The organism is Halorubrum rubrum, from assembly GCF_024494685.1.
Classification (GTDB): Archaea; Halobacteriota; Halobacteria; order Halobacteriales; family Haloferacaceae; genus Halorubrum; species Halorubrum rubrum.
The window spans coordinates 131,761-153,336 of record NZ_JANHDM010000006.1; the positions used below are offsets into that span (position 1 = coordinate 131,761).

General features: G+C 64.3%; 18 protein-coding genes and 1 tRNA gene. 11 read left to right on the forward strand and 8 right to left on the reverse strand.

Annotation, left to right across the window (positions count from 1 at the left end; genetic code table 11):
* Nucleotides 1-40: 40 nt before the first annotated feature.
* The 5 genes from NO889_RS08430 (at nt 41) to pyrF (ending at nt 8,234) form a co-directional block, all read left to right on the forward strand.
* Nucleotides 41-2,263 (forward strand): CDC48 family AAA ATPase, encoded by a 2,223-nt coding sequence (locus tag NO889_RS08430; protein ID WP_256411821.1) that lies wholly within the window; start codon nt 41-43, stop codon nt 2,261-2,263.
* A 116-nt stretch (nt 2,264-2,379) separates the two neighbouring features.
* Complete coding sequence (locus NO889_RS08435; protein ID WP_256411822.1) at nt 2,380-2,913, forward strand: DUF5815 family protein; 534 nt, start codon at nt 2,380-2,382, stop codon at nt 2,911-2,913.
* 122 nt (nt 2,914-3,035) lie between these two features.
* Nucleotides 3,036-3,242: a hypothetical protein gene (locus NO889_RS08440; RefSeq protein WP_256411823.1), complete on the forward strand. Its 207-nt coding sequence runs from the start codon at nt 3,036-3,038 to the stop codon at nt 3,240-3,242.
* Nucleotides 3,243-3,418: 176 nt separating this feature from the next.
* Nucleotides 3,419-6,643, forward strand: a complete 3,225-nt coding sequence (carB, locus tag NO889_RS08445) for a carbamoyl-phosphate synthase large subunit (protein WP_256411824.1) — start codon at nt 3,419-3,421, stop codon at nt 6,641-6,643.
* Between the two features lie 760 nt (nt 6,644-7,403).
* Nucleotides 7,404-8,234: an orotidine-5'-phosphate decarboxylase gene (gene pyrF, locus NO889_RS08450; protein ID WP_256411825.1), complete on the forward strand. Its 831-nt coding sequence runs from the start codon at nt 7,404-7,406 to the stop codon at nt 8,232-8,234.
* 40 nt (nt 8,235-8,274) lie between these two features.
* Here the strand turns inward: pyrF and NO889_RS08455 are convergent, their stop codons facing one another.
* On the reverse strand, nt 8,275-8,496 hold the full coding sequence (locus tag NO889_RS08455) for a hypothetical protein (RefSeq protein ID WP_256411826.1): 222 nt from the start codon (nt 8,494-8,496) through the stop codon (nt 8,275-8,277).
* A 50-nt stretch (nt 8,497-8,546) separates the two neighbouring features.
* Here NO889_RS08455 and trmY point away from each other — a divergent pair, with 50 nt between their 5' ends.
* The 3 genes from trmY (at nt 8,547) to NO889_RS08470 (ending at nt 9,679) form a co-directional block, all read left to right on the forward strand.
* Entirely contained in the window at nt 8,547-9,143 is a 597-nt protein-coding gene (gene trmY / locus NO889_RS08460; RefSeq protein WP_256411827.1) for a tRNA (pseudouridine(54)-N(1))-methyltransferase TrmY, read from the forward strand.
* A 19-nt stretch (nt 9,144-9,162) separates the two neighbouring features.
* Entirely contained in the window at nt 9,163-9,537 is a 375-nt protein-coding gene (locus tag NO889_RS08465; RefSeq protein WP_256411828.1) for a CHY zinc finger protein, read from the forward strand.
* Between the two features lie 69 nt (nt 9,538-9,606).
* Nucleotides 9,607-9,679 (forward strand) — tRNA-Pro (locus tag NO889_RS08470).
* Between the two features lie 310 nt (nt 9,680-9,989).
* Here NO889_RS08470 and NO889_RS08475 read toward each other — a convergent pair.
* On the reverse strand, nt 9,990-12,056 hold the full coding sequence (locus NO889_RS08475; protein ID WP_256411829.1) for a PAS domain S-box protein: 2,067 nt from the start codon (nt 12,054-12,056) through the stop codon (nt 9,990-9,992).
* Nucleotides 12,057-12,271: 215 nt separating this feature from the next.
* Complete coding sequence (locus tag NO889_RS08480) at nt 12,272-12,619, reverse strand: HalOD1 output domain-containing protein (RefSeq protein ID WP_256411830.1); 348 nt, start codon at nt 12,617-12,619, stop codon at nt 12,272-12,274.
* A gap of 79 nt (nt 12,620-12,698) precedes the next feature.
* On the opposite strand from NO889_RS08480, the gene NO889_RS08485 reads away from it, so the two are divergent.
* Complete coding sequence (locus NO889_RS08485; RefSeq protein WP_256411831.1) at nt 12,699-15,548, forward strand: PAS domain S-box protein; 2,850 nt, start codon at nt 12,699-12,701, stop codon at nt 15,546-15,548.
* Between the two features lie 254 nt (nt 15,549-15,802).
* Here NO889_RS08485 and NO889_RS08490 read toward each other — a convergent pair whose 3' ends face one another.
* Together NO889_RS08490 and NO889_RS08495 are read right to left on the reverse strand one after the other, a co-directional pair.
* Entirely contained in the window at nt 15,803-16,354 is a 552-nt protein-coding gene (locus NO889_RS08490; RefSeq protein ID WP_256411832.1) for a helix-turn-helix transcriptional regulator, read from the reverse strand.
* A 130-nt stretch (nt 16,355-16,484) separates the two neighbouring features.
* Entirely contained in the window at nt 16,485-17,123 is a 639-nt protein-coding gene (locus NO889_RS08495) for a hypothetical protein (protein WP_256411833.1), read from the reverse strand.
* Nucleotides 17,124-17,693: 570 nt separating this feature from the next.
* Between NO889_RS08495 and NO889_RS08500 the strand changes: the two genes are divergently transcribed.
* Nucleotides 17,694-18,389: a hypothetical protein gene (locus tag NO889_RS08500; protein WP_256411834.1), complete on the forward strand. Its 696-nt coding sequence runs from the start codon at nt 17,694-17,696 to the stop codon at nt 18,387-18,389.
* 135 nt (nt 18,390-18,524) lie between these two features.
* Here NO889_RS08500 and NO889_RS08505 read toward each other — a convergent pair whose 3' ends face one another.
* On the reverse strand, nt 18,525-19,850 hold the full coding sequence (locus tag NO889_RS08505) for a M20/M25/M40 family metallo-hydrolase (RefSeq protein WP_256411835.1): 1,326 nt from the start codon (nt 19,848-19,850) through the stop codon (nt 18,525-18,527).
* Nucleotides 19,851-20,059: 209 nt separating this feature from the next.
* On the opposite strand from NO889_RS08505, the gene NO889_RS08510 reads away from it, so the two are divergent.
* Nucleotides 20,060-20,311: a hypothetical protein gene (locus NO889_RS08510; protein WP_256411836.1), complete on the forward strand. Its 252-nt coding sequence runs from the start codon at nt 20,060-20,062 to the stop codon at nt 20,309-20,311.
* A 49-nt stretch (nt 20,312-20,360) separates the two neighbouring features.
* Here NO889_RS08510 and speB read toward each other — a convergent pair whose 3' ends face one another.
* Both speB and NO889_RS08520 read right to left on the reverse strand, forming a co-directional pair.
* Nucleotides 20,361-21,185, reverse strand: coding sequence for an agmatinase (gene speB, locus NO889_RS08515; protein ID WP_256411837.1), 825 nt, complete (start codon nt 21,183-21,185; stop codon nt 20,361-20,363).
* Between the two features lie 4 nt (nt 21,186-21,189).
* Nucleotides 21,190-21,567: a translation initiation factor IF-5A gene (locus NO889_RS08520; protein ID WP_094532605.1), complete on the reverse strand. Its 378-nt coding sequence runs from the start codon at nt 21,565-21,567 to the stop codon at nt 21,190-21,192.
* Nucleotides 21,568-21,576: the final 9 nt, after the last annotated feature.

Sequence of the window (21,576 nt, forward strand, 5' to 3'; positions counted from 1 at the left end):
CCGAACCGGGTGCAGGTACGGCTATCCCCCGCGAGGAATCATGAACGAAGTCCAACTCGAAGTGGCGAAGGCGTACCCGAACGACTCGGGGCGCGGTATCGCGCGGCTCGACCCCGACACGCTGTTACACCTCAAGCTCTCGCCCGGCGACATCATCGAGATCGAGGGCGCGGAGACGACCGCCGCGAAGGTCTGGCGCGCCGACCGACAGGACTGGAACACCGACACGGTCCGGGTCGACGGCTTCACCCGCCAGAACGCCGACGTCGGCATCGGCGAGCGCGTCACGATCCGGAAGGCGGAAGCGGAGAAGGCCGACAAGCTCGTGTTGGCCCCGCCCGAGGAGGCGTCCGTCCAGTTCGGCTCGGACGCCGCCGGCATGGTGAAACGCCAGATCCTCAAGCGCCCGGTCGTCGAGCGCGACATCGTCCCCGTGATGTCCTCGACGAACCACCCGTTCATGCGCTCGCCGGGCCAGGCGATACCGCTCATCGCGGTCGAGACCGAGCCGGACGGCGTCTGTCTCATCACCGAGGACACGGAGGTCGAACTCCGCGAGGAGCCGATCTCCGGGTTCGAGAAGACCGGAAGCGGGATCACCTACGAGGACATCGGCGGGCTCCAAAGCGAGATCCAGCGCGTCCGCGAGATGGTCGAGCTCCCGATGAAACACCCGCAGATCTTCTCGAAGCTCGGGATCGAGCCCCCGCAGGGCGTGCTCCTTCACGGTCCGCCGGGTACAGGGAAGACCCTGCTCGCGAAGGCGGTCGCCAACGAGACGAGCGCGTCGTTCTTCTCGATCGCCGGCCCGGAGATCATCTCGAAGTACTACGGCGAGTCCGAACAGCAGCTCCGGGAGATCTTCGAGGACGCCAAGGAGGAGTCGCCCTCGATCGTCTTCATCGACGAGCTCGACTCCATCGCGCCGAAACGCGAGGACGTGACGGGCGAGGTCGAGCGCCGCGTCGTCGCCCAACTGTTGACGATGATGGACGGGCTCGAGACCCGCGGACAGGTGGTCGTCATCGGCGCGACCAACCGCGTCGACAGCGTCGACCCGGCGCTCCGCCGCCCCGGCCGATTCGACCGCGAGATCGAGATCGGCGTCCCCGACGAAATCGGCCGCAAGGAGATACTCCAGATCCACACCCGCGGCATGCCGCTCTCCGACGACGTCTCCTTAGACCACCTCGCCGACGAGACCCATGGCTTCGTCGGCGCGGACGTCGAGAGCCTCACCAAGGAGGCCGCGATGAAGGCGCTCCGGCGGTACCTCCCCGAGATCGACCTGGACGAGGAGGAGGTCCCGCCGAGCCTCATCGACCGGATGATCGTCAAACGCGACGACTTCGCGGGCGCGCTCACGGAGGTCGAACCCTCCGCGATGCGGGAGGTACTCGTCGAGCTGCCGAAGGTCTCCTGGGAGGACGTCGGCGGGTTGACCGACGCGAAACAGCAGGTACAGGAGTCCGTCGAGTGGCCGCTCACGACCCCCGAGAAGTTCGAGCGGATGGGCGTGGAAGCGCCCAAGGGCGTGCTGTTGTACGGCCCACCGGGGACCGGGAAGACGCTGATGGCGAAGGCGGTCGCCAACGAGACGAACGCGAACTTCATCTCGGTACGCGGCCCGCAGTTGCTCTCGAAGTGGGTCGGAGAGTCGGAGAAGGCGATCCGCCAGACCTTCCGGAAGGCCCGGCAGGTGAGCCCGACGGTGATCTTCTTCGACGAGCTCGACAGCCTCGCGCCCTCGCGAGGCCAGGAGATGGGGAACAACGTCTCCGAGCGGGTCGTCAACCAGCTGCTGACGGAGCTCGACGGGTTGGAAGAGATGGGCGACGTGATGGTGATCGGCGCGACCAACCGGCCGGACATGATCGACCCCGCGCTGATCCGCTCCGGTCGGTTCGACCGGCTCGTGATGATCGGCCAGCCCGACCAGGAGGGTCGCGAGCGGATCCTCGAGATTCACACCGCCGACACTCCGCTCGCGCCCGACGTCAGCCTGCGGGAGGTGGCGGAGATCACCGACGGCTACGTCGGCTCCGACCTCGAGGGCATCGCCCGCGAGGCCGCCATCGAGGCGCTGCGCGACGACGACGACGCCGAGGAGGTGGAGATGAAACACTTCCGGCGGGCGATGGAGTCGGTTCGACCGACCATCACCGAGGACATCATGTCCTACTACGAGGAGGTCGAACGCGAGTTCAAGGGCGGCGGCCGCGACGCGCTCCGGGACACCGGCGGCCGCGTCGGCTTCCAGTAGCGATCCACGCGATCACGCGACCGCGTCGCCGTATCGTCGTCGCCGTATCGTCGCCGCGTCGCCGCTATCCGGTCCGCTTCCGCGCCTTTTAACCGACGCAACGGCCAAGACGGGACATGGCCCAGCCGCGCGTTCCCGGCGACGACGACCACGCGCTCGAACTCCCCTGTGGCCAGACCGTCGGCCTCGGCGAGTTGGACCTCGGGATGCGGGAGTTCGAGTGCGGCTGCGGCGAGACGCACGCGGTCGTGATGGACGTCCACCCGCCGGAGCGCTTCCTCCCCGAGTTCCTCGTCGACGTCCTCCGGGAGGCGATAGAGACGACGAGCGAGGAGATGCCCGAGTTCGACACGCCGCACCTCCTCGGCGTCGTGTTGGAGGAGTTTCCCGAGTCGGTCGTCACACACGACGCCAGTGGCGACGGCGAGGTCGGCTACGCCATGGTGTGGGTGGCCGACTTCGACTCCCGCCGGCTCCACGAGGTGATCGTCGAACTCGTCGTCGAGCTGATGGAACACGCGGTGAGTCACGCCGAGGACGACGACGCCCTCTCGGAGTTCGAGCGGGAGATGATGGAGTTCGACGTCGCCGAGTTCGTCGAGCAGTACCGCGCGGAACGCGACCTCGAAGCCGACGATCCGTACGCGTGATCGAGTCCGAACCCGGCGATAGCGGACGCCGCGGATCCGACGGTAGCGGGTCCGTGTGTCCGACACACGTCCGACTCCTGTCTCACTGAAGCCTATACCTTCGGCGTTCGTACGTAAGACACATGCACACCCACGAATACGAGCGGATCCGCGGTGTGCTCGCCGACGCCGAGGAGCCGCTGACGGCGCGGGAGATCCTGGCGCTCTTGGAGGAGACCGACGGGATCGACAGCCCGCATCGCGTCGCGACCGTGTTGGGACGGTGGGCGAAACGCGGTGAGGTGGACGTGATAGCCGGACGGCCGTACCGCTACGAGTTGAACGCGTAGCAGTTGAACGCGTAGCGGTCGTCCCGCTCTCGCCGGCGGTCCCGGATGACGTCTCGACACCGACCGGGGCGATACCATGGATCGTGTGGACGAGTGTCTTGCGAAAATCGCAAATTGCCTGCGAGATTCGTACTTTATCGTCGACCTTATTACGATGAGCGTACTCGGTCGCGGTAATGAGCGAGGACCGGACCATACTGCTCATCGGTAGCGGACCGATCCAGATCGGACAGGCGGCGGAGTTCGACTACTCCGGGGCGCAGGCGTGTCGCGCGCTCCAAGAGGAAGGTGCGCGAGTCGTCCTCGTGAACTCGAACCCGGCGACGATCATGACCGATCCCGAGACCGCAGACCGGGTGTACATCGAACCGATCACGCCCGAGGCGATCGCGGAGGTCGTCCGGATCGAAGAGCCGGACGGCGTCATCGCCGGACTCGGCGGGCAGACCGGCCTCAACGTCACCGCCGAGCTCGCAGAACAGGGCATTCTGGAGGAACACGACGTCGAGGTGATGGGCACGCCGCTGGACACCATCTACGCGACGGAGGACCGCGACCTCTTCCGTCGGCGGATGGAGGACCTCGGCCAGCCCGTCCCGAAGTCGACGACCATCTCGCTCGACGAGGGCGAGTCGGTGGCCGCGCTGACCGAGGCGGACCTCGTCGACCGTGTTCGGGAGTCGGTCGACGCGGTTGGCGGCCTTCCCGTTATCGCCCGGACCACGTACACCCTCGGCGGCTCCGGCTCCGGAGTCGTCGACGACTTCGACGAGCTCGTCGAGCGCGTCCGCAAAGGGCTCCGGCTCTCGCGGAACAGCGAGGTGCTCATCACCGAGTCGATCTCCGGCTGGGTCGAGCTGGAGTACGAGGTGATGCGCGACGCCGACGACTCGTGTATCATCATCTGTAACATGGAGAACATCGACCCGATGGGGATCCACACCGGCGAGTCCACCGTCGTCACCCCCTCGCAGGTGATCCCGGACGACGGCCACCAGGAGATGCGGGACGCGGCGCTCGAGGTCATCCGCGACCTCGGCATCCAGGGCGGCTGTAACATCCAGTTCGCGTGGCACGACGACGGCACGCCCGGCGGCGAGTACCGCGTCGTCGAGGTGAACCCGCGCGTCTCCCGCTCCTCCGCGCTGGCCTCGAAGGCGACCGGCTACCCGATCGCCCGCGTCACCGCGAAGGTCGCGCTCGGCAAGCGGCTCCACGAGATCGACAACGAGATCACGGGCGAGACGACGGCCGCGTTCGAGCCCGCCATCGACTACGTGGTGACGAAGGTGCCGCGCTGGCCCATCGACAAGTTCGACGACGTCGACTTCGAGCTCGGGACGGCGATGAAGTCGACCGGCGAGGCGATGTCGATCGGTCGGACGTTCGAGGAGAGCCTCACGAAGGCGCTCCGCTCCTCGGAGTACGATCCCGCCGTCGACTTCGCGGAGATCTCCGACGCGACGCTCGAAACGGAGTACCTCGAACGGCCGAGCCCCGACCGCCCGTACGCGATGTTCGAGGCCTTCGACCGCGGCTACAGCGTCGACGACGTGGTCGAGCTCACCGACATCCACCGGTGGTACGTCGAGCGCTTCGAGAACGTCGCCGACGCGACCGCGGCGGCCGCGGAGGGCGATTTCACCGCGGCCGCGATGGCCGGTCGGACGAACGCCGAGATCGCCGCGGTCGCGGGCGACGGCGGGACGACCACTGAGGTCGGCGACGTCGAATCGACGGTCCCCGATCGAACGTTCAAGCAGGTCGACACCTGCGCGGGCGAGTTCGAGGCGTCGACGCCGTACTACTACTCGGCCCGGCTCCCCGAGTTCCTCGCCGGGGCGGACACGGCCGGCGCGGCGAACGAGGTCCGCGTCGACCCCGACGTCGAGAGCGTCGTCGTCGTCGGCGGCGGTCCGATCCGGATCGGACAGGGCGTGGAGTTCGACTACTGCGCGGTCCACGCCGTTCGGGCGCTCCGCGAGCTCGGAATCGACGCCCACGTCGTCAACAACAACCCGGAGACCGTCTCGACGGACTACGACACCTCCGACGGGCTCTTCTTCGAGCCCATCTCCGCCGAGGAGATCGCGGACGTGATCGAGACGACGGGCGCGGACGGCGTGATGGTCCAGTTCGGCGGCCAGACCTCCGTGAACGTGGGCGAACCTCTTAAAGAAGAGATCGAGCGCCGCGGGCTCGACTGTTCGATCCTGGGCACGAGCGTCGAGGCGATGGACTTAGCCGAGGACCGCGACCGCTTCAACGTCCTGATGGACGAGATCGGCGTCACCCAGCCGGACGGCGGGACCGCGACGAGCCGCGAGGAGGCGCTCGATCTGGCCCATCGGATCGGCTACCCCGTCCTCGTGCGCCCCTCCTACGTGCTCGGCGGCCGCGCGATGCGGGTCGTCGACGACGACGCGGAGCTGGAGGAGTACATCGAGGAGGCGGTCCGCGTCTCCCCCGACAAGCCGATCCTGATCGATCAGTTCCTCGACGACGCGGTCGAACTCGACGTCGACGCCGTGGCCGACGGCGAGGACGTGCTGATCGGCGGCGTAATGGAGCACGTCGAGAGCGCGGGCGTCCACTCCGGCGACTCCGCGTGTATGATCCCGCCGCGCTCTCTCGGGGACGCGACGCTCGAACGGGTTCGAGAGGTGACCGAGGACATCGCCCGCGCGCTCGACACCGTCGGGCTGCTCAACGTCCAGCTCGCGGTGACGGGCGTTCACGACCCCGAATCGGACGCCGAGGTGTACGTCCTCGAGGCGAACCCTCGCTCCTCGCGGACGGTGCCGTTCGTCTCGAAGGCGACGGGCGTCCCGATCGCCAAGCTCGCGGCGAAGGTGATGACCGACGACGTGACCCTCGCCGACCTCGACGTCGACGAGCAGATCCCGGAGCACCTGAGCGTGAAGGAGGTCGTCCTACCGTTCGACCGCCTGCCGGGCTCGGACCCGCGGCTCGGTCCCGAGATGAAATCGACCGGCGAGGTGATGGGCACCGCGCGCTCGTTCGGGAAGGCGTACGACAAGGCGCAGGACTCGACCGGCAAGCCGATCCCCGAGTCGGGCACCGCCGTCGTCGACCTCTCCGCCGAGGAATTCCCCGATCCGGACACGTCGGAGGGGGAAGCGCTCGTCGAGGGCTTCTCGGAGCACTTCGAGCTGTCGACTGCGACCGACCTCATCGAGGCGGCGCGTCGCGGCGAGATCGACCTCATCGTCTCCCGCCAGCGGGAGCTGTTGGAGGTGGCAGTCGAGGAAGAGATAACCTACTTCTCGACGCACGCGAGCGCGAAGGCGGCGCTCGAGGCGATCGATCACGCGGGCGACGACCTCGACGTGATGGCGGTGTCGGACCGGCCGAAGCGCGTGGAGAACTGGGGGGAGTAGCGTCGCTGGCGCGGCGAGGAACCGTTTGGCGAACAGGCGGCGCGGCTCCGATCCCGCGGCGGGTCGCCACACACCCGTCTCGGACGCCGCGGAGCGGCTCTCAGGTCACGTCGGGTGTGAGGCGTCATCCGGCTTCAATCGTCGTCTCGTTTTCCATCGATCGGACCCGATTGAGAGCCCCTCGGGTCCGGGTTCTTCTGAAACGGCCCTTGTATGCCTCGCATGCTTGTAGTACGGGTGTTTCAGTAGAGATCGGGGTGATGAGAACGGGATCGGTATTGGGATGATGAACATCTCCAAAGCCCCAGTCGCGAGGACTCGTGCGACTCGCTGTGCGCTTCGGTCGCTCGCGGTGCTCGCTCCCTCAGTGCGTGCTTCGTCGGACTTCGCCCTCGCGACTGCCCCTTTGAGCCCCGCCCGACCGCACCACCGGAAGACGGTCCTGCTCGCTCACTTCGTTCGCTGCGCGGGCTGCGACTTCCATGCTCCCGCTCGTTCCACTCGCGGGAACGCACCCGCACCTCACGCCTCCCCAGCCTCGCCGCTCGCGCTTTCAGCGCTCGCGGCATCCCTCGCGGGCGGTTCGCGCCCGTCGGGCGCTCACCGGCGCGCCACCGCACCGCGAATCTCTCGCTTCTTCACCTGTACTGAGCGTTCCGAGAGTCCCACATAGAGGTCGATCGGCGGCTTCGTCGGAAGCCCTCCTAACGTCTCCGGCACGGAACACAACGTTTAGTCGGGGTCCCGTCGCACATCGGGTATGCGCTTCTTCGAGCGGCTCGCGGACCGGATCGAACGGACCGACAGCGTCGTCTCGGTCGGCCTCGATCCGGACCCGGACCGGATCCCGTCGTTCCTCGCGGACGCCGACCTCCCGCGGTGGGCGTTCAACCGACGTATCATCGACGCGACCCACGAGCACGCGGCCTGTTACAAGCCGAACGCGGCCTTCTACGAGGACGCCGACGGCTGGCGCGCGCTCAGAGAGACCGCCGCGTACGCGGCCGGCAAGGACGTGCCGGTGTTACTCGACGCCAAGCGCGCCGACATCGGCAACACCACGCGGCAGTACGCCGAGGTGTTGGAGTGGGTCGACGCGATCACCGTGAACCCGTACATGGGCCGCGACTCGCTCCAACCGTTCCTCGACCGCGAGGAGAAGGGCGTGTTCGTGCTCTGTCGAACGTCGAACCCCGGCGGGAGCGACCTCCAGGATCTCGAACTCGACTCGGGCGAGCCGCTGTACGAGCGCGTCGCCGCGCTCGCGGACGTCTGGAACGCGAACGGAAACGTCGGCCTCGTCGTCGGCGCGACGACGCCCGACGAGCTCGCGGAGGTCAGGGGTATCGTCCCGGAGGTCCCGTTCCTCGTCCCCGGCGTCGGCGCGCAGGGCGGCGACGCGGAGGCGGCGGTCGACCACGGTCTCGCGGCGTATCCGGGGGTCGACGTCGACGTCGGGCTCGTCAACTCCTCGCGGGGGATCGTCTTCGCCGGCGAGGAGTCGGCCCGACCGGACGAGGAGGCGACGTACTTCGGAGCCGCCGGGGACGCGGCGAAACGGCTCAGGAAACGGCTGAACCGCCACCGGTAGTCGACCGAGCGGCTCGGCGCGCCCGTCCGGGGTGCTCGTCTCAGTCGATCCGGAACCGGTCGGGTCGGTCGTCGCTGCCGTCGCCGTCGGATCGGTCGCCAGCCGACCGGTCGCCGTCACCGACGCCCGACGTCTCCGCACAGGGGGTACACGCGCCCACTCGCTCGTTCCAGTGGTCTCGGCAGACCTGCCGTCCGCAGTACCGACAGGTGTGCCGGGCCGGGGCGTTCTCACAGATCTGACAGAGTCCGGTGACGCTCATGGTCGACCGTCGGCCGGGTCGCTTATCACGGTTCGGGCGGACCGACGCGTATGCGCCAGTTCGTCGTCGTCGGCCACGACGTCCCCACCGACCCGAACGCGATCTCGCTCTCGGACATCCCCGGTGCGGGTCGGCTCGACCTCCTCTGTCGGTGCGTGTCGACCGGCGTCTTCCTCTCACACGGCATCCGCGAGGAGTCGCAAGTCCACCTCGTCTGTGCCGACGAGCTCACCGTCACGTTCGACGCTGCGACTCTCCGAAACCTCCATCCCGACGAGCGGAACGTCGCCGCTCGGGTCCGCGACGCGCTCGCCGCTCGCGAGAACGCGATCGGCCACATGCCGGCGGACGTCTCTCCCGGCGTGGAGCTGCGTCGGATGGGACTGGAGGCGACGCTCGAACGGCTGGCCGACGACGGAACGCTCTTCCAGCTCCACGAGGCGGGCGACCCGCTCGTCGACGCGGAGCCGCCGGCCGACCCGGTGTTCGTCCTCTCGGACCACCACGACTTCTCGGAGGCGGAGTCGAGACTGCTCGCGGCGGCGTGCGACCGGCGGCTCCGCGTCGGCCCCGAGCGACTCCACGCCGACCACACCGTCTCGGTCGTCCACAACTGGCTCGACACCGACGGCTACACCGCGTACTGAACCGGGGTCGGGTGACGAGATGAGCGACGCCGACGCGACGCGGACGACGCACGCCCCCGCGGTCGACGATCGATTCCCCGTCCCCCTCCGCGGGGTGGCGGTCGACCTCCGGACCCGGTGTACCCACTGGGACTCCGCGGTCGACGTGGTCGCCCTGCGGTTCGGCTGCTGTGGAACGTACTATCCGTGTGCGAGCTGTCACGACGAGACGGCGGACCACGGCGCGGAGCCGTGGCCCCGCGACCGGTTCGACGAACCCGCGGCGTTCTGCGGGCGCTGTCGCGGGCGGCTGAGCGCCCGCGAGTACCTCGACCGCGACGACGCCTGCCCGCGCTGCGGGGCCGCGTTCAACCCCGGCTGTCGGTCACACCGGGATCGGTACTTCGAACCGTGAACGGCCGTCATCCCCGACCGCCCCCGTTTTCGGAAGGATTAAAAGAACGAACGGCCTCCGTTGGGATGCGGGCCGGTGGGGTAGCTTGGTATCCTTCGGCCTTCGGGTGGCCGTAACCACGATTCAAATTCGTGCCGGCCCATTTTCACCCCACTTCGCAACGACGAGCGCTAGCGAGGAGTCCGTAGCGGGCGTGAAACTGTCGCCGGGCGAATTTGAATCAGGGAGCAAATCTTCGATTTGCGACCGTGATTCAATATTCGTGCCGGCCCATAGGATACATATACCGTTTCCACCTTTTTCGTACACGTAGCGACGCTCTCGCGCCGCCTCGGGAGGCGGAGAACTGAGCAGCGTCAGCTTCGCGATCCCCGACGGACACAGCCACAGCTGATCTCTCGTGTCCGATAGCGTTCTGTATGAGATTCTCCAGAAGACGCCGAAGCCGATCGCTATCCGCCCGAACCGTTCGATCCGTCTCGATTGTCGATGTCCTGCTCGTACTCCATCCGCTCTGTGATATCGCGGCCAAGCGCGATGAATCGCTCTTCATCTTTGAATTCGAATTTCGTAGCCCAGACCTCGACCGGGAACGTAGACCCGTCCTTACGTCGGTGTTCGCCCTCAACTTTGATGCGCTCCCCCGGATCGAGACTCGTCCAGAGGTTCTGTAACTCGTCACGCGAGTGGCCGATTTCATAGTCAGCGACATTCATCGAGCACAACTCCTCGCGCGAATACCCGAGGGTCTCGACGTTCTGCTCGTTCACCTCGATGATGTCTCCATTCACATCGTGGACGGCAATCGCGTCCGGCGAGCTCTCGAACAGCGCGCGCCAGCGATCCCGGCTCCGATCGAGTTCCCTCTCTCGGTCTTTCCGCTCAGTGATGTCCACGTTGACCGCGACGAAGCGTTCGATCTCGCCGGATTCGTCTTCGACCGGTGCGATCGTCTGGTCAACCACGTACCGCTCGCCTGACTTCGACTGGTTCACGAGTTCGTTCCGCCAGACTTCGCCCGCTAGAATCGTCTCCCACATCTCCTCATAGAATTCCACATCCTGTTCCCCCGACTGGAGGATGCGCGGGTTCTCGCCGATCGCCTCGTCGGCCGTATACCCTGTCGTCTCTTCGAACGCAGAGTTGACGTATCTGATAGTGCCGTCTGTATCAGTGAAATAGATGGAATGACCGGCCGTTTCGACGGCGTTCTGGAAGACACGGAGTTGTCGCTCGCGCTCCTTGCGCTTCGTGACGTCTTTGATAATTCCGTCAAAGTATATCTCGTCGTCTTCTTCGGTACACATCGCGGTGACCGCCACCCAAATATCGTTACCAGTGACCGTCACCTGGCGTAATTCCATCTCTCGAACGATACACTCCTCTCGGAGTTGCTGACTCAGCTCGACCCGTTCTTCGGGATCGGCGTAGAACTCCGTCACCTCTCGCCCGACCATCTCGTCGGGTGACTCGGCGCCGAACATCTCGGCAAGAGCGGGATTCGCGTCGAGAATTCGGCCGGCTGCTCCGGGTGTTGCCCGATAGATACCAACGGGGAGGTTCTCGATGACACGTTCGTAGCGACGCTGGTCGGCACGGGTCTCGGCGTGTGAGATCGCGTGAGAAATATCTCCAGCAAGTTCGTCAAGTAACTCCTGTTCCCGGTCGTCGAATGCGTACGTCCGCTCGGCATAGACGTTCAACACGCCGTACTGTGTGTCACCATAGACGAGCGGAATCGCAGCACTCGACTGGTACCCGCGTTCGAGCGCGTCCTCGCGCCACGGCTCGTACTCGTCGTTTTCCCGAATGTTCTGTACGACTGTGAGTTCGCGGGTACGAACGGCATGGCCGGTGGGTCTTTCTCCCGTCACGCTCTCGTCGATCGTTATGTCGATGGCGTCGAGATACCCCTCTTCGATACCAGCAGTGGCCCGTGGCTGGACGGTTTGCGAGTCCGGGTCGTACTCACCGATCCACGCGAATCGATACGGGTCGGCCTTGCTGATGATCTCACAGACGCTCGATTCGATTTCGTCGCGGGTTTCCACTCGGACGAGCGCTTGATTCACATCCCGGAGAACACGACGTACCCGTTCGAGATTCTCTGCGCGCCGTGTTGCTCGATGTTGCTGGACGGCGTTCAGGACGCGGTTCGCCAAGAGGTCATACTGCCCGGTACCGGATTCTTTCTGGAGGTAATCGGTGACGCCCCGAGCGATCGCTTCGCTGGCCACTTCTTCGCTGCCCTTGCCAGTATACAGGATGAACGGAAGGTCGTCGTACTCCTCGCGGACGGCATCAAGGAAGTCGAGACCGTCCCGCTTCGGCATGTCGTAGTCAGAGATGACGCAGTCGAAGTTTCCCTCCCGGAGACGGTCTACGCCCTCGGTTGCGCTCGTCGTTGTTTCGACGCGGAGACGGTCGTCACTCCGTTCGAGAAAATTCGCGGTCAGCTCGGCGAGATCCGGTTCATCATCAACGTGGAGGACCCGGACCGATCCATGCCGGTCGCTCATCGTGGGACTCGCGAGAAATTGTGAGAACTCCCCTGAGTTCGCCTCTCTCGAAGCGATTCCGTACTGATGCCGTCCTGATTTCCGCGGAGACCGTCAGGGCTGGCGATCGCGTCACCTATCTGTGAGTGACGTTCACCGAGCTGCTTCTGAATTGCTTCAAACGGGGACTGGTATCCCCACGTTCGTCCCAAAGTATGTTTCGTTCCCATGTGGTATTATGTCAGTAGTGTAATGGTGACGTGTGTCGCATCGGAGACGACAACGCGATACCCAGCATACGAGAACGAGACGGAGAGATCATCGTACGCAGTCTTCGATGACGACGTAAACAGCGTATCCAGACTCTCCGGGTCGAGTTGCTCTCCGAGTGGGTCGAGTTCACGTGGATCGGTGTGGGTTATTGCTGCGATCGCCTCTACGATCGCGGCTGACAGGCAGTGATAACTGTCCGATTCGATTTCGACACGGTATGTTTCGTCCGTTTCGTCGGTCGACACTGGCTTGATCGACAGCGCCGAGTAAACCGAAGTGAGTTCATCACGGGGACCGGTTTCCGGCGGCATGTTCCGTCTCCGAGTTGAGAGGCATGTTCTATCAAACCCACCTATATTATAATAACCATTATCAACAATGTCGACTTATATGAATAGTAGCGACGGCGGAGGTACGTCACGAGACAACAGCCTCCGAAGCCGCCATCTTCAGGAGGTGGAAGCGATAGCTGATCTGGGTAGTTGGTACACTGATCTTGAGCGAGGCGAAACTGACTGGTCGCAGATGGCGCGTGAGATATTCGGTGTCTCACCTGCCGAAGGCTCGTTCGGTCACGAAGACGTGCCTGTACTGGTTGCCTCTCGACACGAGGATGTCGTCAGACAGAAGCGGAACGCGGTTTCCAAAGGCGAACCGTTCGACATCGAGTATCAGATCGAAGTCGATGGGTCAACGAAGTGGATCCACGAGCGTGCGGAACTCAAGCGTGACGACGACGGCGTTCCAGTTGAGGCCATCGGAGTCCTCCGAGACGTGACCGACCGCAAAGACCGCGAACGAGACCGTGACTTGTTCCGCAACTTGATCGATGAGGCGTCTGATGGGATCTTCGTGATAGATTCGCATACCAGCGCCATTCTCGACGTGAACGAGACGGCCTGTCAACTTCTCGGGTACGACCGCGAAGAGCTATCGTCCCTGTCGGTGCCGGACATCAATCCAGATTTTTCGGCGGAGATGTGGAACAGTTTCGCTGCGACTGTGAGAGAGAACGGAACCGACGTCATCGAGGGCGAACATCGACGCAAGGACGGGTCTACGTTCCCAGTCGAGATACGCATCTCACACGTCGATTTGAACCAAGCGTATCACGTCGCGACCGTCCGCGACATCACCGAGCGCAAGGAACGTGAACGGCAACTCAAAGCGACACGCAAGCGATATCAGACGCTGATCGACGACGCGCCGGTCCCGATCTTCGTCGCGGATGCCGATACCGGCGAACTCGTTGAGGCAAATGCTGCTGCAGCAGAACTCCGGAATCAGCCACGGGATGAAATCATCGGCCTCCATCAGACGGCACTCCACCCCGACGAGGAGGCAAAACGGTACCAGGAGTTATTCGAATATCACGTCGAAAATCAGGAAACGATCAAAGAATTCGAGGACGGCACGCCCGTGTCTCTCACCACGGTTGGCGGGGATCGAATTCCAGTCGCGATCAGTACTTCGATCGTGTCACTCGACGGCCGCACGCTCATACACGGGATTTTCCGGGAGATCTCCGAACAACGTCGATACGAGAACGCACTCACCGGGATCAACACGGCAGCACGGGACCTCTTACAGGCCGAAACCGCCGCGGGAATCGCACAGATCGTCGTCGATGCCTCAACGGACGTGCTTGACGCGTCGGGAAGTGGTGTCTGTCTCTACGACGACCACGCCGGGCAGTTGGTTCCGACGGCGTATTCCGAAAGCCTCGACGATATCCTCGATGACATCCCGCGTTTCTCGCCGGGAGACAGCGTCGCATGGCGCGTCTTCACGGACCAGGAACAGGTACGGCTTGACGACGTTCGCACCACTGAGGATGTGTACAACGCTGGGACGCCGATTCGGAGCGAACTGCTCATTCCACTTGGAGAACACGGCGTCTTTCTCATCGGTGATACGTCGATCGGCGCGTTCGACGAGATGACCGAAGAGATCGCGGGGACGCTCGCTTCTACGGCCGAAGCCGCCCTTGACCGGGCCGATCGAACCCAGACACTCCGAGAGCGGGAGCGAGAGTCACGGATACAGGCTGAGCGCCTCGAACGAGTCAACCAACTCAACGACGAGATCCGGACGATCACGCAGGCACTGATACGGGTCCGGTCACGCGACGCGATCACTCAACGTGTATGCGATTCGCTCACCTCTCTCGATCGGTTCACATACGCGTGGATCGGAGACCCCGATCCCGCAGCGAGTGAGATGCGTGCCTCCACACAGGCCGGATCACCGCGACACCACCTTGACACAGTCTCACTGAACTTTGAGCCGAGCAACACGCTCCCGTCGGTTCGAGCGGCCAGAGAGAGAACGACGGTTACGGAACCCCGGATCGCAGCGGCGCCCCATCAGACTGAGTGGCGAGACGTAGCACTACAGCACGGGTTCCAGTCTGTTATCAGCGTTCCACTGGTCTACGACGGGTTTTTGTACGGTGTCATGGCGATTTACAGCGAGCAGGCTGACGCGTTCGACGACAGGACGAAGTCCGTGTTAACAGAACTCGGCGAACTCGTGGGGTATGCTCTAAATACGAGCGACCAACGCAACGCACTCCTCGGAGGGGGAACAGTTGACGTGACGTTCGATCTGACGGGTACGACAGATCTCTTTATCCAATTGGCAGATCACGTCTCGGCAGACATCCGGATTCTCAACATCACGCCCCGCTCGGAAGAGACGTATCTCGTTCACTTCGTGTGTGAGGACGCCGAAGACGAGAAAGTCCAGACGGTCGCCGACGGTCTCTCGTCCATCGACGAACTCCGGGTGATATCCGAGGCGGACCAGACGATGTTTGAGGCCGTCGTCATCGGGGACTGTCTCGTGACGACGCTCGCAACGGTCGGTGTAAACATTCGGTCAGTCGTGGCCGCGGGAACACACTGTAGAGTCACGGGCTCACTCCCCGAAGGACGAGCGCACCAAACGCTCGTTCAACAACTCAAAGACGAGTATCCGGATATCGATGTAGCGATCCACCAACGTGGCACCTCTTCGCCGGCTCTCCCGTGGATGGGATTGTTGAATGACGCGTTGACGGAGCGACAACGGGACATTCTCGCAACGACGTATTACAGTGGGTACTTTGACCAGCAACGCAAGCGAACCGGTACGGAAATCGCGGACTTGCTCGGCATCTCACAACCTGCGTTTTCCACACAGCTCAGAGCGGCACAACGAAACCTTCTCTCTCCGATTTTCGATCACGAGTCAGGATAGCCGATCAGCTGAATTGAGGCGCTAAGCCCCCTTCCTCAGCGAGCGCCGACCGAACGGGAGGCGCGAGCAGGGAGTGGATACAGCGTTCACAAGAGCAGAGCTCTTGTGCGCGGACGAGACGCTGCGTGTCTCGTCAACGCCGCACAGTTCTCATACACGATTCGGTGCACGCTCACAGGCCCACGTAATCACAAGAATTTTTGAGTAGGGTATTATTTTCGAAGCGCGAAATGATCGCACTCGCGACGGCCAACCTACGTAAGCAGTACCGTGTTCCCCATGCCGTGGCGTTTCCGTTCGGCGAGGTTTTTCGCCTCTAAACTATCGAGCGTACGGCTGACTGTCGCTTTTGAGAGATCCGTTCGGTCGACTATCTCGCTCTGTGGGAGGACGCCGTCGGCTTCGAGGACCATCTGATAAACCAGCTCTTCGTTGCTCGTGAGCCGTTCTGAAACGGTTTCCCACTCCTCTCGGCGGGCCTGTAGTAGCTCGTTACTGGACTCGTCGGTAGACTGCTGTGCGGACGGATCCGTTCGCTCGGTGTCCGCGACGGTCGACGACGTCGACTCTGCCCCGTTGAGGAGTGCTATCGTGCTTCCACCGGCGGCATACGATGAAATAGCAATGAGGGCCGCGTCGCGGAGCGTGAACTGCCATCCGAGACTCCCGATTCGCGTACTCTCGTCGCCAACCGCGACGGCAGCTGGCGTCGCGGTTATGAACTGCGTGACGAGGACCGTTATCGCAGCGACAAAGATACCGATCGCGAGGAGTTCAGAGCGCGGTCGGGAAGGTATCCGTATCATCTCGTTTCGCCGATGTGACCGTTGGTCGACCAGTCCCTCCCGCACTCCGGGAGTTCGACTCGGCCGGTAGCGAAGAGGGACGGTGCCTGACCACGGATAGCAGTCCGGTGATGGGGAAGGCGAATATCCCTCATCGGTCACCTCCGTCGAGTCGAACGAGTGATTCGATGGTCTCGGTGCGGAGATTAACCACAGCACTGTACCGTGTTCCGGGCTCGTTCGACGTCACGACGACGAGCATTCGGTCGACGCTCCACCACGATTCACGCCGCTCGAAAACGATACTGCCGTCGTCTTGTCGGACGGTGAACGCGGAGGCGTTAGGGGATATCACCGTCTGTAGGGATTCGTTCGACGTTGCTCCGATGACCGCCGCACGGTCGCTGGAGAGGCGCGACGGGACCCGACGGACAGCATACGCTGTACCGTTCGCCGATGGGATATCACCGCCGACGATCTCGGCGGACGTGATGATCTGCCGTACACGCAGGCGCATCTGCGCGTCGACCGGCGGTGGGCCGTGGTCGACTGTTTGGACGAGGTAGCGGCTGTCCTCATGGCTGATCTCGATTCGATCGATCGTGTGAGCGTCCTCGACCAGCACGTGCTGGCCACTACCGGTTGTAGCGACGACCGCACCGTCCTCAACAGTGAACTCGTGGGTTTCGTCGGGAGCGATTCCAGTAACGCTGCCGAACACCGCAACACTGCTTGCGAGGACGGCCAGCGAGAGGACCAGCACCACTCGGGAACGGGGGACCTGGGACATGGGTAGTTTTCGAAACATCGGCAGTATGAATCTGATGATTTTCAGCGTTTTCAACACCTGAAACGCCTGTGAAACGCGTTTCAGACGTGTTCAATAGCCGTTTCCAACCGTGATTTATATGCACTTTCTTATAAGCGAGACGTGACGCAGTCGGACGACCGCCCGCAATCGGCCGGGGGACCGTCTCAACGGTACCCGTGGCCGTCCCGTCGGTCCCCGCCCGGCTGTCGTCGGACCAACCAATGACACGACACGAGCGGTGTGAAGGAAGCAAGAACCATGCAACGTGACTACAGACTCGCGATATACGCCCTCAGTATCGCGACCGTACTGCTCGCTGCCAGTGGTATCGCCGTCATCGCAGGTGCTACCCTGTCCCCGGAAGCGACGGACGGTCCCGCAGATGAAGACGACGTAGCGCAACTGAACGGAGACCAAAAGCAGTTCGACGAACCAGTAACTCGGACTGACGGAGACGAGTACACCTTACACCAGGCTGAACGTACGTGTGGCGGCGCTCTCCGTCTGAACAGTACGGAGCGAAACGGAACCAGCCATCGGGTCGAAGACGTGACCGTCACCCTGGTTTCCCATCATAACGGTTCGGTCGTCGACGAGATCGGTCGCCAACGGCTTGCCGAACTCGTCGTTGAACGGACCGGCGATCGCGTCGGGCTTAGCGAGTACAGCCAGCTGGAGGTGCGAGTTAATCAGTACTACGAGTCCACGGCACGCGAGGAGCCGCTGGATACCGCCGGGATCCGCGTCCGACCCACCGACGACTGCCTTCCGTTGGTTCGAGGAACGGCGAATCGGACCAACGAGGCGATCACGGTCCGGGCTGCGCGTCCGGACCTCGACGCGGTGGAGTTGACCTACAACGACGACGTCGGTGTGTTGGACCGCGACGACCGGGAGCTGATAGAACGTCTCGTCGTGACCGACGAGCAGACCAGCTACAACGTTCGGACGCACCTGGACGCGACAGAGTTGGAGGCAACGGTCGTGGAGGCGACTGCCGACGATCACGTCGATATCAGACTTCAGCGTCCGGACGGGAGCGGAAGTACGGTCATGCTGACCGCCGACCTCGATGCGGAGACCGTCGCTCACACGTGGGTGGAGATGCGGATCGACGAATCAACCGTCGAAACGATCGACGAAAACGGGTCAGCCGACACGTCCAACGCGACCGGACAGACCGAGAGCGTCGCGATCGATCTCAACGAGTCGAACATCACAGTGGTGAACGAAACGAGCGGTTGACATCCTCCCCGCCCTGAAGGGCGAGGGTTTAGCCTTGAATCTCCCATAACCGCCACTGCCGTTCGGAAGAGGATTCGTCTCGTTGCTCGTGTAGAATGTATCGCCGGCGGAGGAGTTCAACGGAGCCGTTCTATGTCACGCGGAGCCGTACTCTCGAATCACCGTCGAAAGCGTGTCGGTCCCGAACGCGATGGCCTCGGCGGGAACACGCTCGTTCGCGGCGTGGACCAGCGCCTCGAACTCGAACGTCGGGGGAAGCTTCAGCGGGGTGTACCCGTAGGGCTGGATATCCAGCTGTTCGAAGAAACGCCCGTCGGTCGCGCCGGTGAGCAGGAACGGGACCGGGACGGCGTCGGGGTGGTTCTCCGTCAGAGAGTCGCTCAGCAGATCGAACAGTCCCATGTCGACGCGGTTGCCCTCGCCGCCGTCGAACCGTACGACCTCGAACTCGACGTCCTCGACGTCACCGACGACCTCCCGGACCTCCTCGAGGAACTCCTCGGGCGTCGCGCCGGGGAGGAGCCGTGCGTCGAGTCGGAGGTCGACTTCCGCCGGGTGGACGTTCACCTTCCCGCCGCCGTCGACGACCGTCGGGCTCACCGTGTTGTGAAGCATCGGGTCCAACCGCTCGGCGACGGGGCCGAGTTCGTCCAGGATCTCGTCGGTGCGTTCGGGGTCAAGCAGTCCCCGCAACTGTTCGGCTCGCTCGGGTTCGGCCTCGGCGGCGAGCGCCTCGACGAACTCCCGGGCAGGCGGCGTGATGCGGACGGGCAGGCGCTGTTCGGTCAGTCGAGTGAGCAGCTCCCCGAGCGCGTGCATCGCGCCGTCGCGCTGTGGCCGGGAGGCGTGGCCGCCGCGACCGGTCACCGTCGCCTCGAGCCAGCAGACCCGCTTTTCGGCCACCTGGATCGGGTAGAACTCCGTCCCGTCGATGCGCAGCGGGAAGCCGCCGAACTCGCCGATCGCGTACTCCACGTCCGCGAAGCGCTCGGGATGGTTCTCGACCAGATACCTCGCGCCGACGTCGCCGCCCGTCTCCTCGTCGGAGAGCACCGTCAACAGTACGTCGCCCGCGGGTTCGACCCCTTCCTCGGCGGCCCGAAGCATCGCCGCGACCATCATCGCGACACCCCCCTTCATGTCCAGCGCGCCGCGGCCCCAGACGAACCCGTCCTTCCGTGTCCCCGAAAACGGCGGCTCGTCCCACTCTTGGCCTTCCGTCGGGACCACGTCGACGTGGCCCTGCATCAGCAGCGGCGGCGCGTCACCGCCCGGCAGGCGGGCGAGCAGGTTCGGTCGCTCGGACTCAGCGGCCAACGTCTCGGTCGCTATCCCCGCCTCTGTCAGAAGGCCGTCGATGTACTCGATACAGGCACGTTCTTCGCCCGGCGGGTTCACGGTTTCAAATCGAACGAGTTCCGAGAGCAGGTCGCCCGGCCGCTCGTGAATCGGTGTGGTCATAGGTGCCAATACCCGTCGGGGCATATAGCCCCACGGATCGGGCTGACCGACCCCATCACGACCGACGAGGCGTCTCCGTTCGGCCGTCTGCCGCTGATTCCTCGTCGTCGAGGAGCCGCGCCCCGACGGTGCGTCGTCCCGCCTCTCCGGTCCCCGCAATCGCTGCCCGTAAACAGTAGTTATTAATCGTGTACATTCAACGATCGGGCATGGCCGAGATAGCCATCGAGTACGCCTCCGGGAACCGCCTCCGTTCTGAGGCCGAGACGGCAAGACGCCTGATCGACGCCTACCTCGGCGACCGGCCGGACGTCGACGACGTGACCATCTCGCCGTCCTCGGAGTCGGTGTTCTGCGTCAGCGTCGAGGGCGACCGGGTCTGGTGTACGGACACCCGCGAGTGGATCGACGCGATGGAGGCGGTCGCGGCCGCCCGCAGTCGGCTCTCCGAACTCCACTGAGAGACGAACCACGGAACGCGCGACTCCGCCTGCCGTCGACCGTCGGACGCTACGCCGACGAGCCCGCGGCGTGTGAGTGAACGAATTCCCGGAGCAGCTTCCCGCCGAGGGCCGCGGCCTGGCCGTCGTCGCGGTCGTTCACCTCGACGACGTCGAAGCCGTCTGCGTGCGGCGCGACCGTGCGCACGAGGTCGCGAACCTCGCGCGGATGGAGTCCGAACGGCTCCATGGTCCCGGTGCCGGGTGCGAACCCCGGATCGACCCCGTCGACGTCGACGGAGAGGTACGTCGACCCGTCGGCGAACCGGTTCGGATCGAGGTCGTCGAGCCAGGCGCGGGCGTCCTCGGGCGCGACGACCGCCACGTCGTCCGCCGCGGCGCGATCCCACTCCTCCGAGGAGCCGGTTCGCGCGCCGACGATCACCGCGCGGTCGACGACGTCGAGCGCGTGGCGGGTGACGCAGGCGTGGTTCCACGGGTTGCCTGCGTACTCCGCCCGGAGGTCGAGGTGCGCGTCGACGACGACGAGCGTGTCCGGGGCGACCGCCTCGACGCCGGCGTAGGTGACGGTGTGTTCCCCGCCGAGCCCGATCGGGATCGCGCCGTCGAGGACGACGCTCCGGAGTTCGGCGGCGAGGTGATCGAGGTACTCGCGCGTGTCGTCCCAGGGGACGACGTCGCCCGCGTCGTGGACGCCGAGCGCGGAGAAGTGGCTATCCGTCCTGTCGTCGTAGTCGTCGTAGCTCTCGGAGAAGCGCCGGACCCGGTCGGGCCCGAATCGGGTGCCGGGTTGGAACGTGGTCGTGGCGTCGAGGGGAGCGCCGACGACCACGTACGAGGCCGCGTCGCGGTCGGCGGTCGCTCCGGGGAACATCCGATTACCCGACGACCTTGCGCTGGCCCTCGTACTCCAGGTACTCGATGGTGTCGTCCGAGGAGAAGTCCTCGCCCTCGGGGATCCGCATCGTGAACGTCTCGTAGGTGTCGAGGTCCATGACCTGCGCGTCGTCGCCGGAGACGGAGACGACCTGACCCTGTTTCCGCTCGATGATCGGTACCCACACCTTCGCGTCGACCGGCTGCGAGAGCGATCGTTTCTTCTCGTCGAAGACGCCCTTCCCCTCGACGCGGGCCTTGGCGCTCCCGTGTTTACCGGGCTTGGCGGTGCTGTAGTGGTTGATCTTGCAGGGCGAGCTGTCCATCATGACGTAGCTCCCCTCCTGGAGTTCTCGAACCTGCTTCTGCTCTCGCGGCATACACCGGCT

Bases quoted from the DNA above. Each gene is read 5' to 3' on its own strand.
- NO889_RS08430 (WP_256411821.1), top strand. From the start codon at position 41: ATGAACGAAGTCCAACTCGAAGTGGCGAAGGCGTACCCGAACGACTCG.
- NO889_RS08435 (WP_256411822.1), top strand. From the start codon at position 2,380: ATGGCCCAGCCGCGCGTTCCCGGCGACGACGACCACGCGCTCGAACTC.
- NO889_RS08440 (WP_256411823.1), top strand. From the start codon at position 3,036: ATGCACACCCACGAATACGAGCGGATCCGCGGTGTGCTCGCCGACGCC.
- carB (WP_256411824.1), top strand. From the start codon at position 3,419: ATGAGCGAGGACCGGACCATACTGCTCATCGGTAGCGGACCGATCCAG.
- pyrF (WP_256411825.1), top strand. From the start codon at position 7,404: ATGCGCTTCTTCGAGCGGCTCGCGGACCGGATCGAACGGACCGACAGC.
- NO889_RS08455 (WP_256411826.1), bottom strand. From the start codon at position 8,496: ATGAGCGTCACCGGACTCTGTCAGATCTGTGAGAACGCCCCGGCCCGG.
- trmY (WP_256411827.1), top strand. From the start codon at position 8,547: ATGCGCCAGTTCGTCGTCGTCGGCCACGACGTCCCCACCGACCCGAAC.
- NO889_RS08465 (WP_256411828.1), top strand. From the start codon at position 9,163: ATGAGCGACGCCGACGCGACGCGGACGACGCACGCCCCCGCGGTCGAC.
- NO889_RS08475 (WP_256411829.1), bottom strand. From the start codon at position 12,056: ATGAGCGACCGGCATGGATCGGTCCGGGTCCTCCACGTTGATGATGAA.
- NO889_RS08480 (WP_256411830.1), bottom strand. From the start codon at position 12,619: ATGCCGCCGGAAACCGGTCCCCGTGATGAACTCACTTCGGTTTACTCG.
- NO889_RS08485 (WP_256411831.1), top strand. From the start codon at position 12,699: ATGAATAGTAGCGACGGCGGAGGTACGTCACGAGACAACAGCCTCCGA.
- NO889_RS08490 (WP_256411832.1), bottom strand. From the start codon at position 16,354: ATGATACGGATACCTTCCCGACCGCGCTCTGAACTCCTCGCGATCGGT.
- NO889_RS08495 (WP_256411833.1), bottom strand. From the start codon at position 17,123: ATGTCCCAGGTCCCCCGTTCCCGAGTGGTGCTGGTCCTCTCGCTGGCC.
- NO889_RS08505 (WP_256411835.1), bottom strand. From the start codon at position 19,850: ATGACCACACCGATTCACGAGCGGCCGGGCGACCTGCTCTCGGAACTC.
- NO889_RS08510 (WP_256411836.1), top strand. From the start codon at position 20,060: ATGGCCGAGATAGCCATCGAGTACGCCTCCGGGAACCGCCTCCGTTCT.
- speB (WP_256411837.1), bottom strand. From the start codon at position 21,185: ATGTTCCCCGGAGCGACCGCCGACCGCGACGCGGCCTCGTACGTGGTC.
- NO889_RS08520 (WP_094532605.1), bottom strand. From the start codon at position 21,567: ATGCCGCGAGAGCAGAAGCAGGTTCGAGAACTCCAGGAGGGGAGCTAC.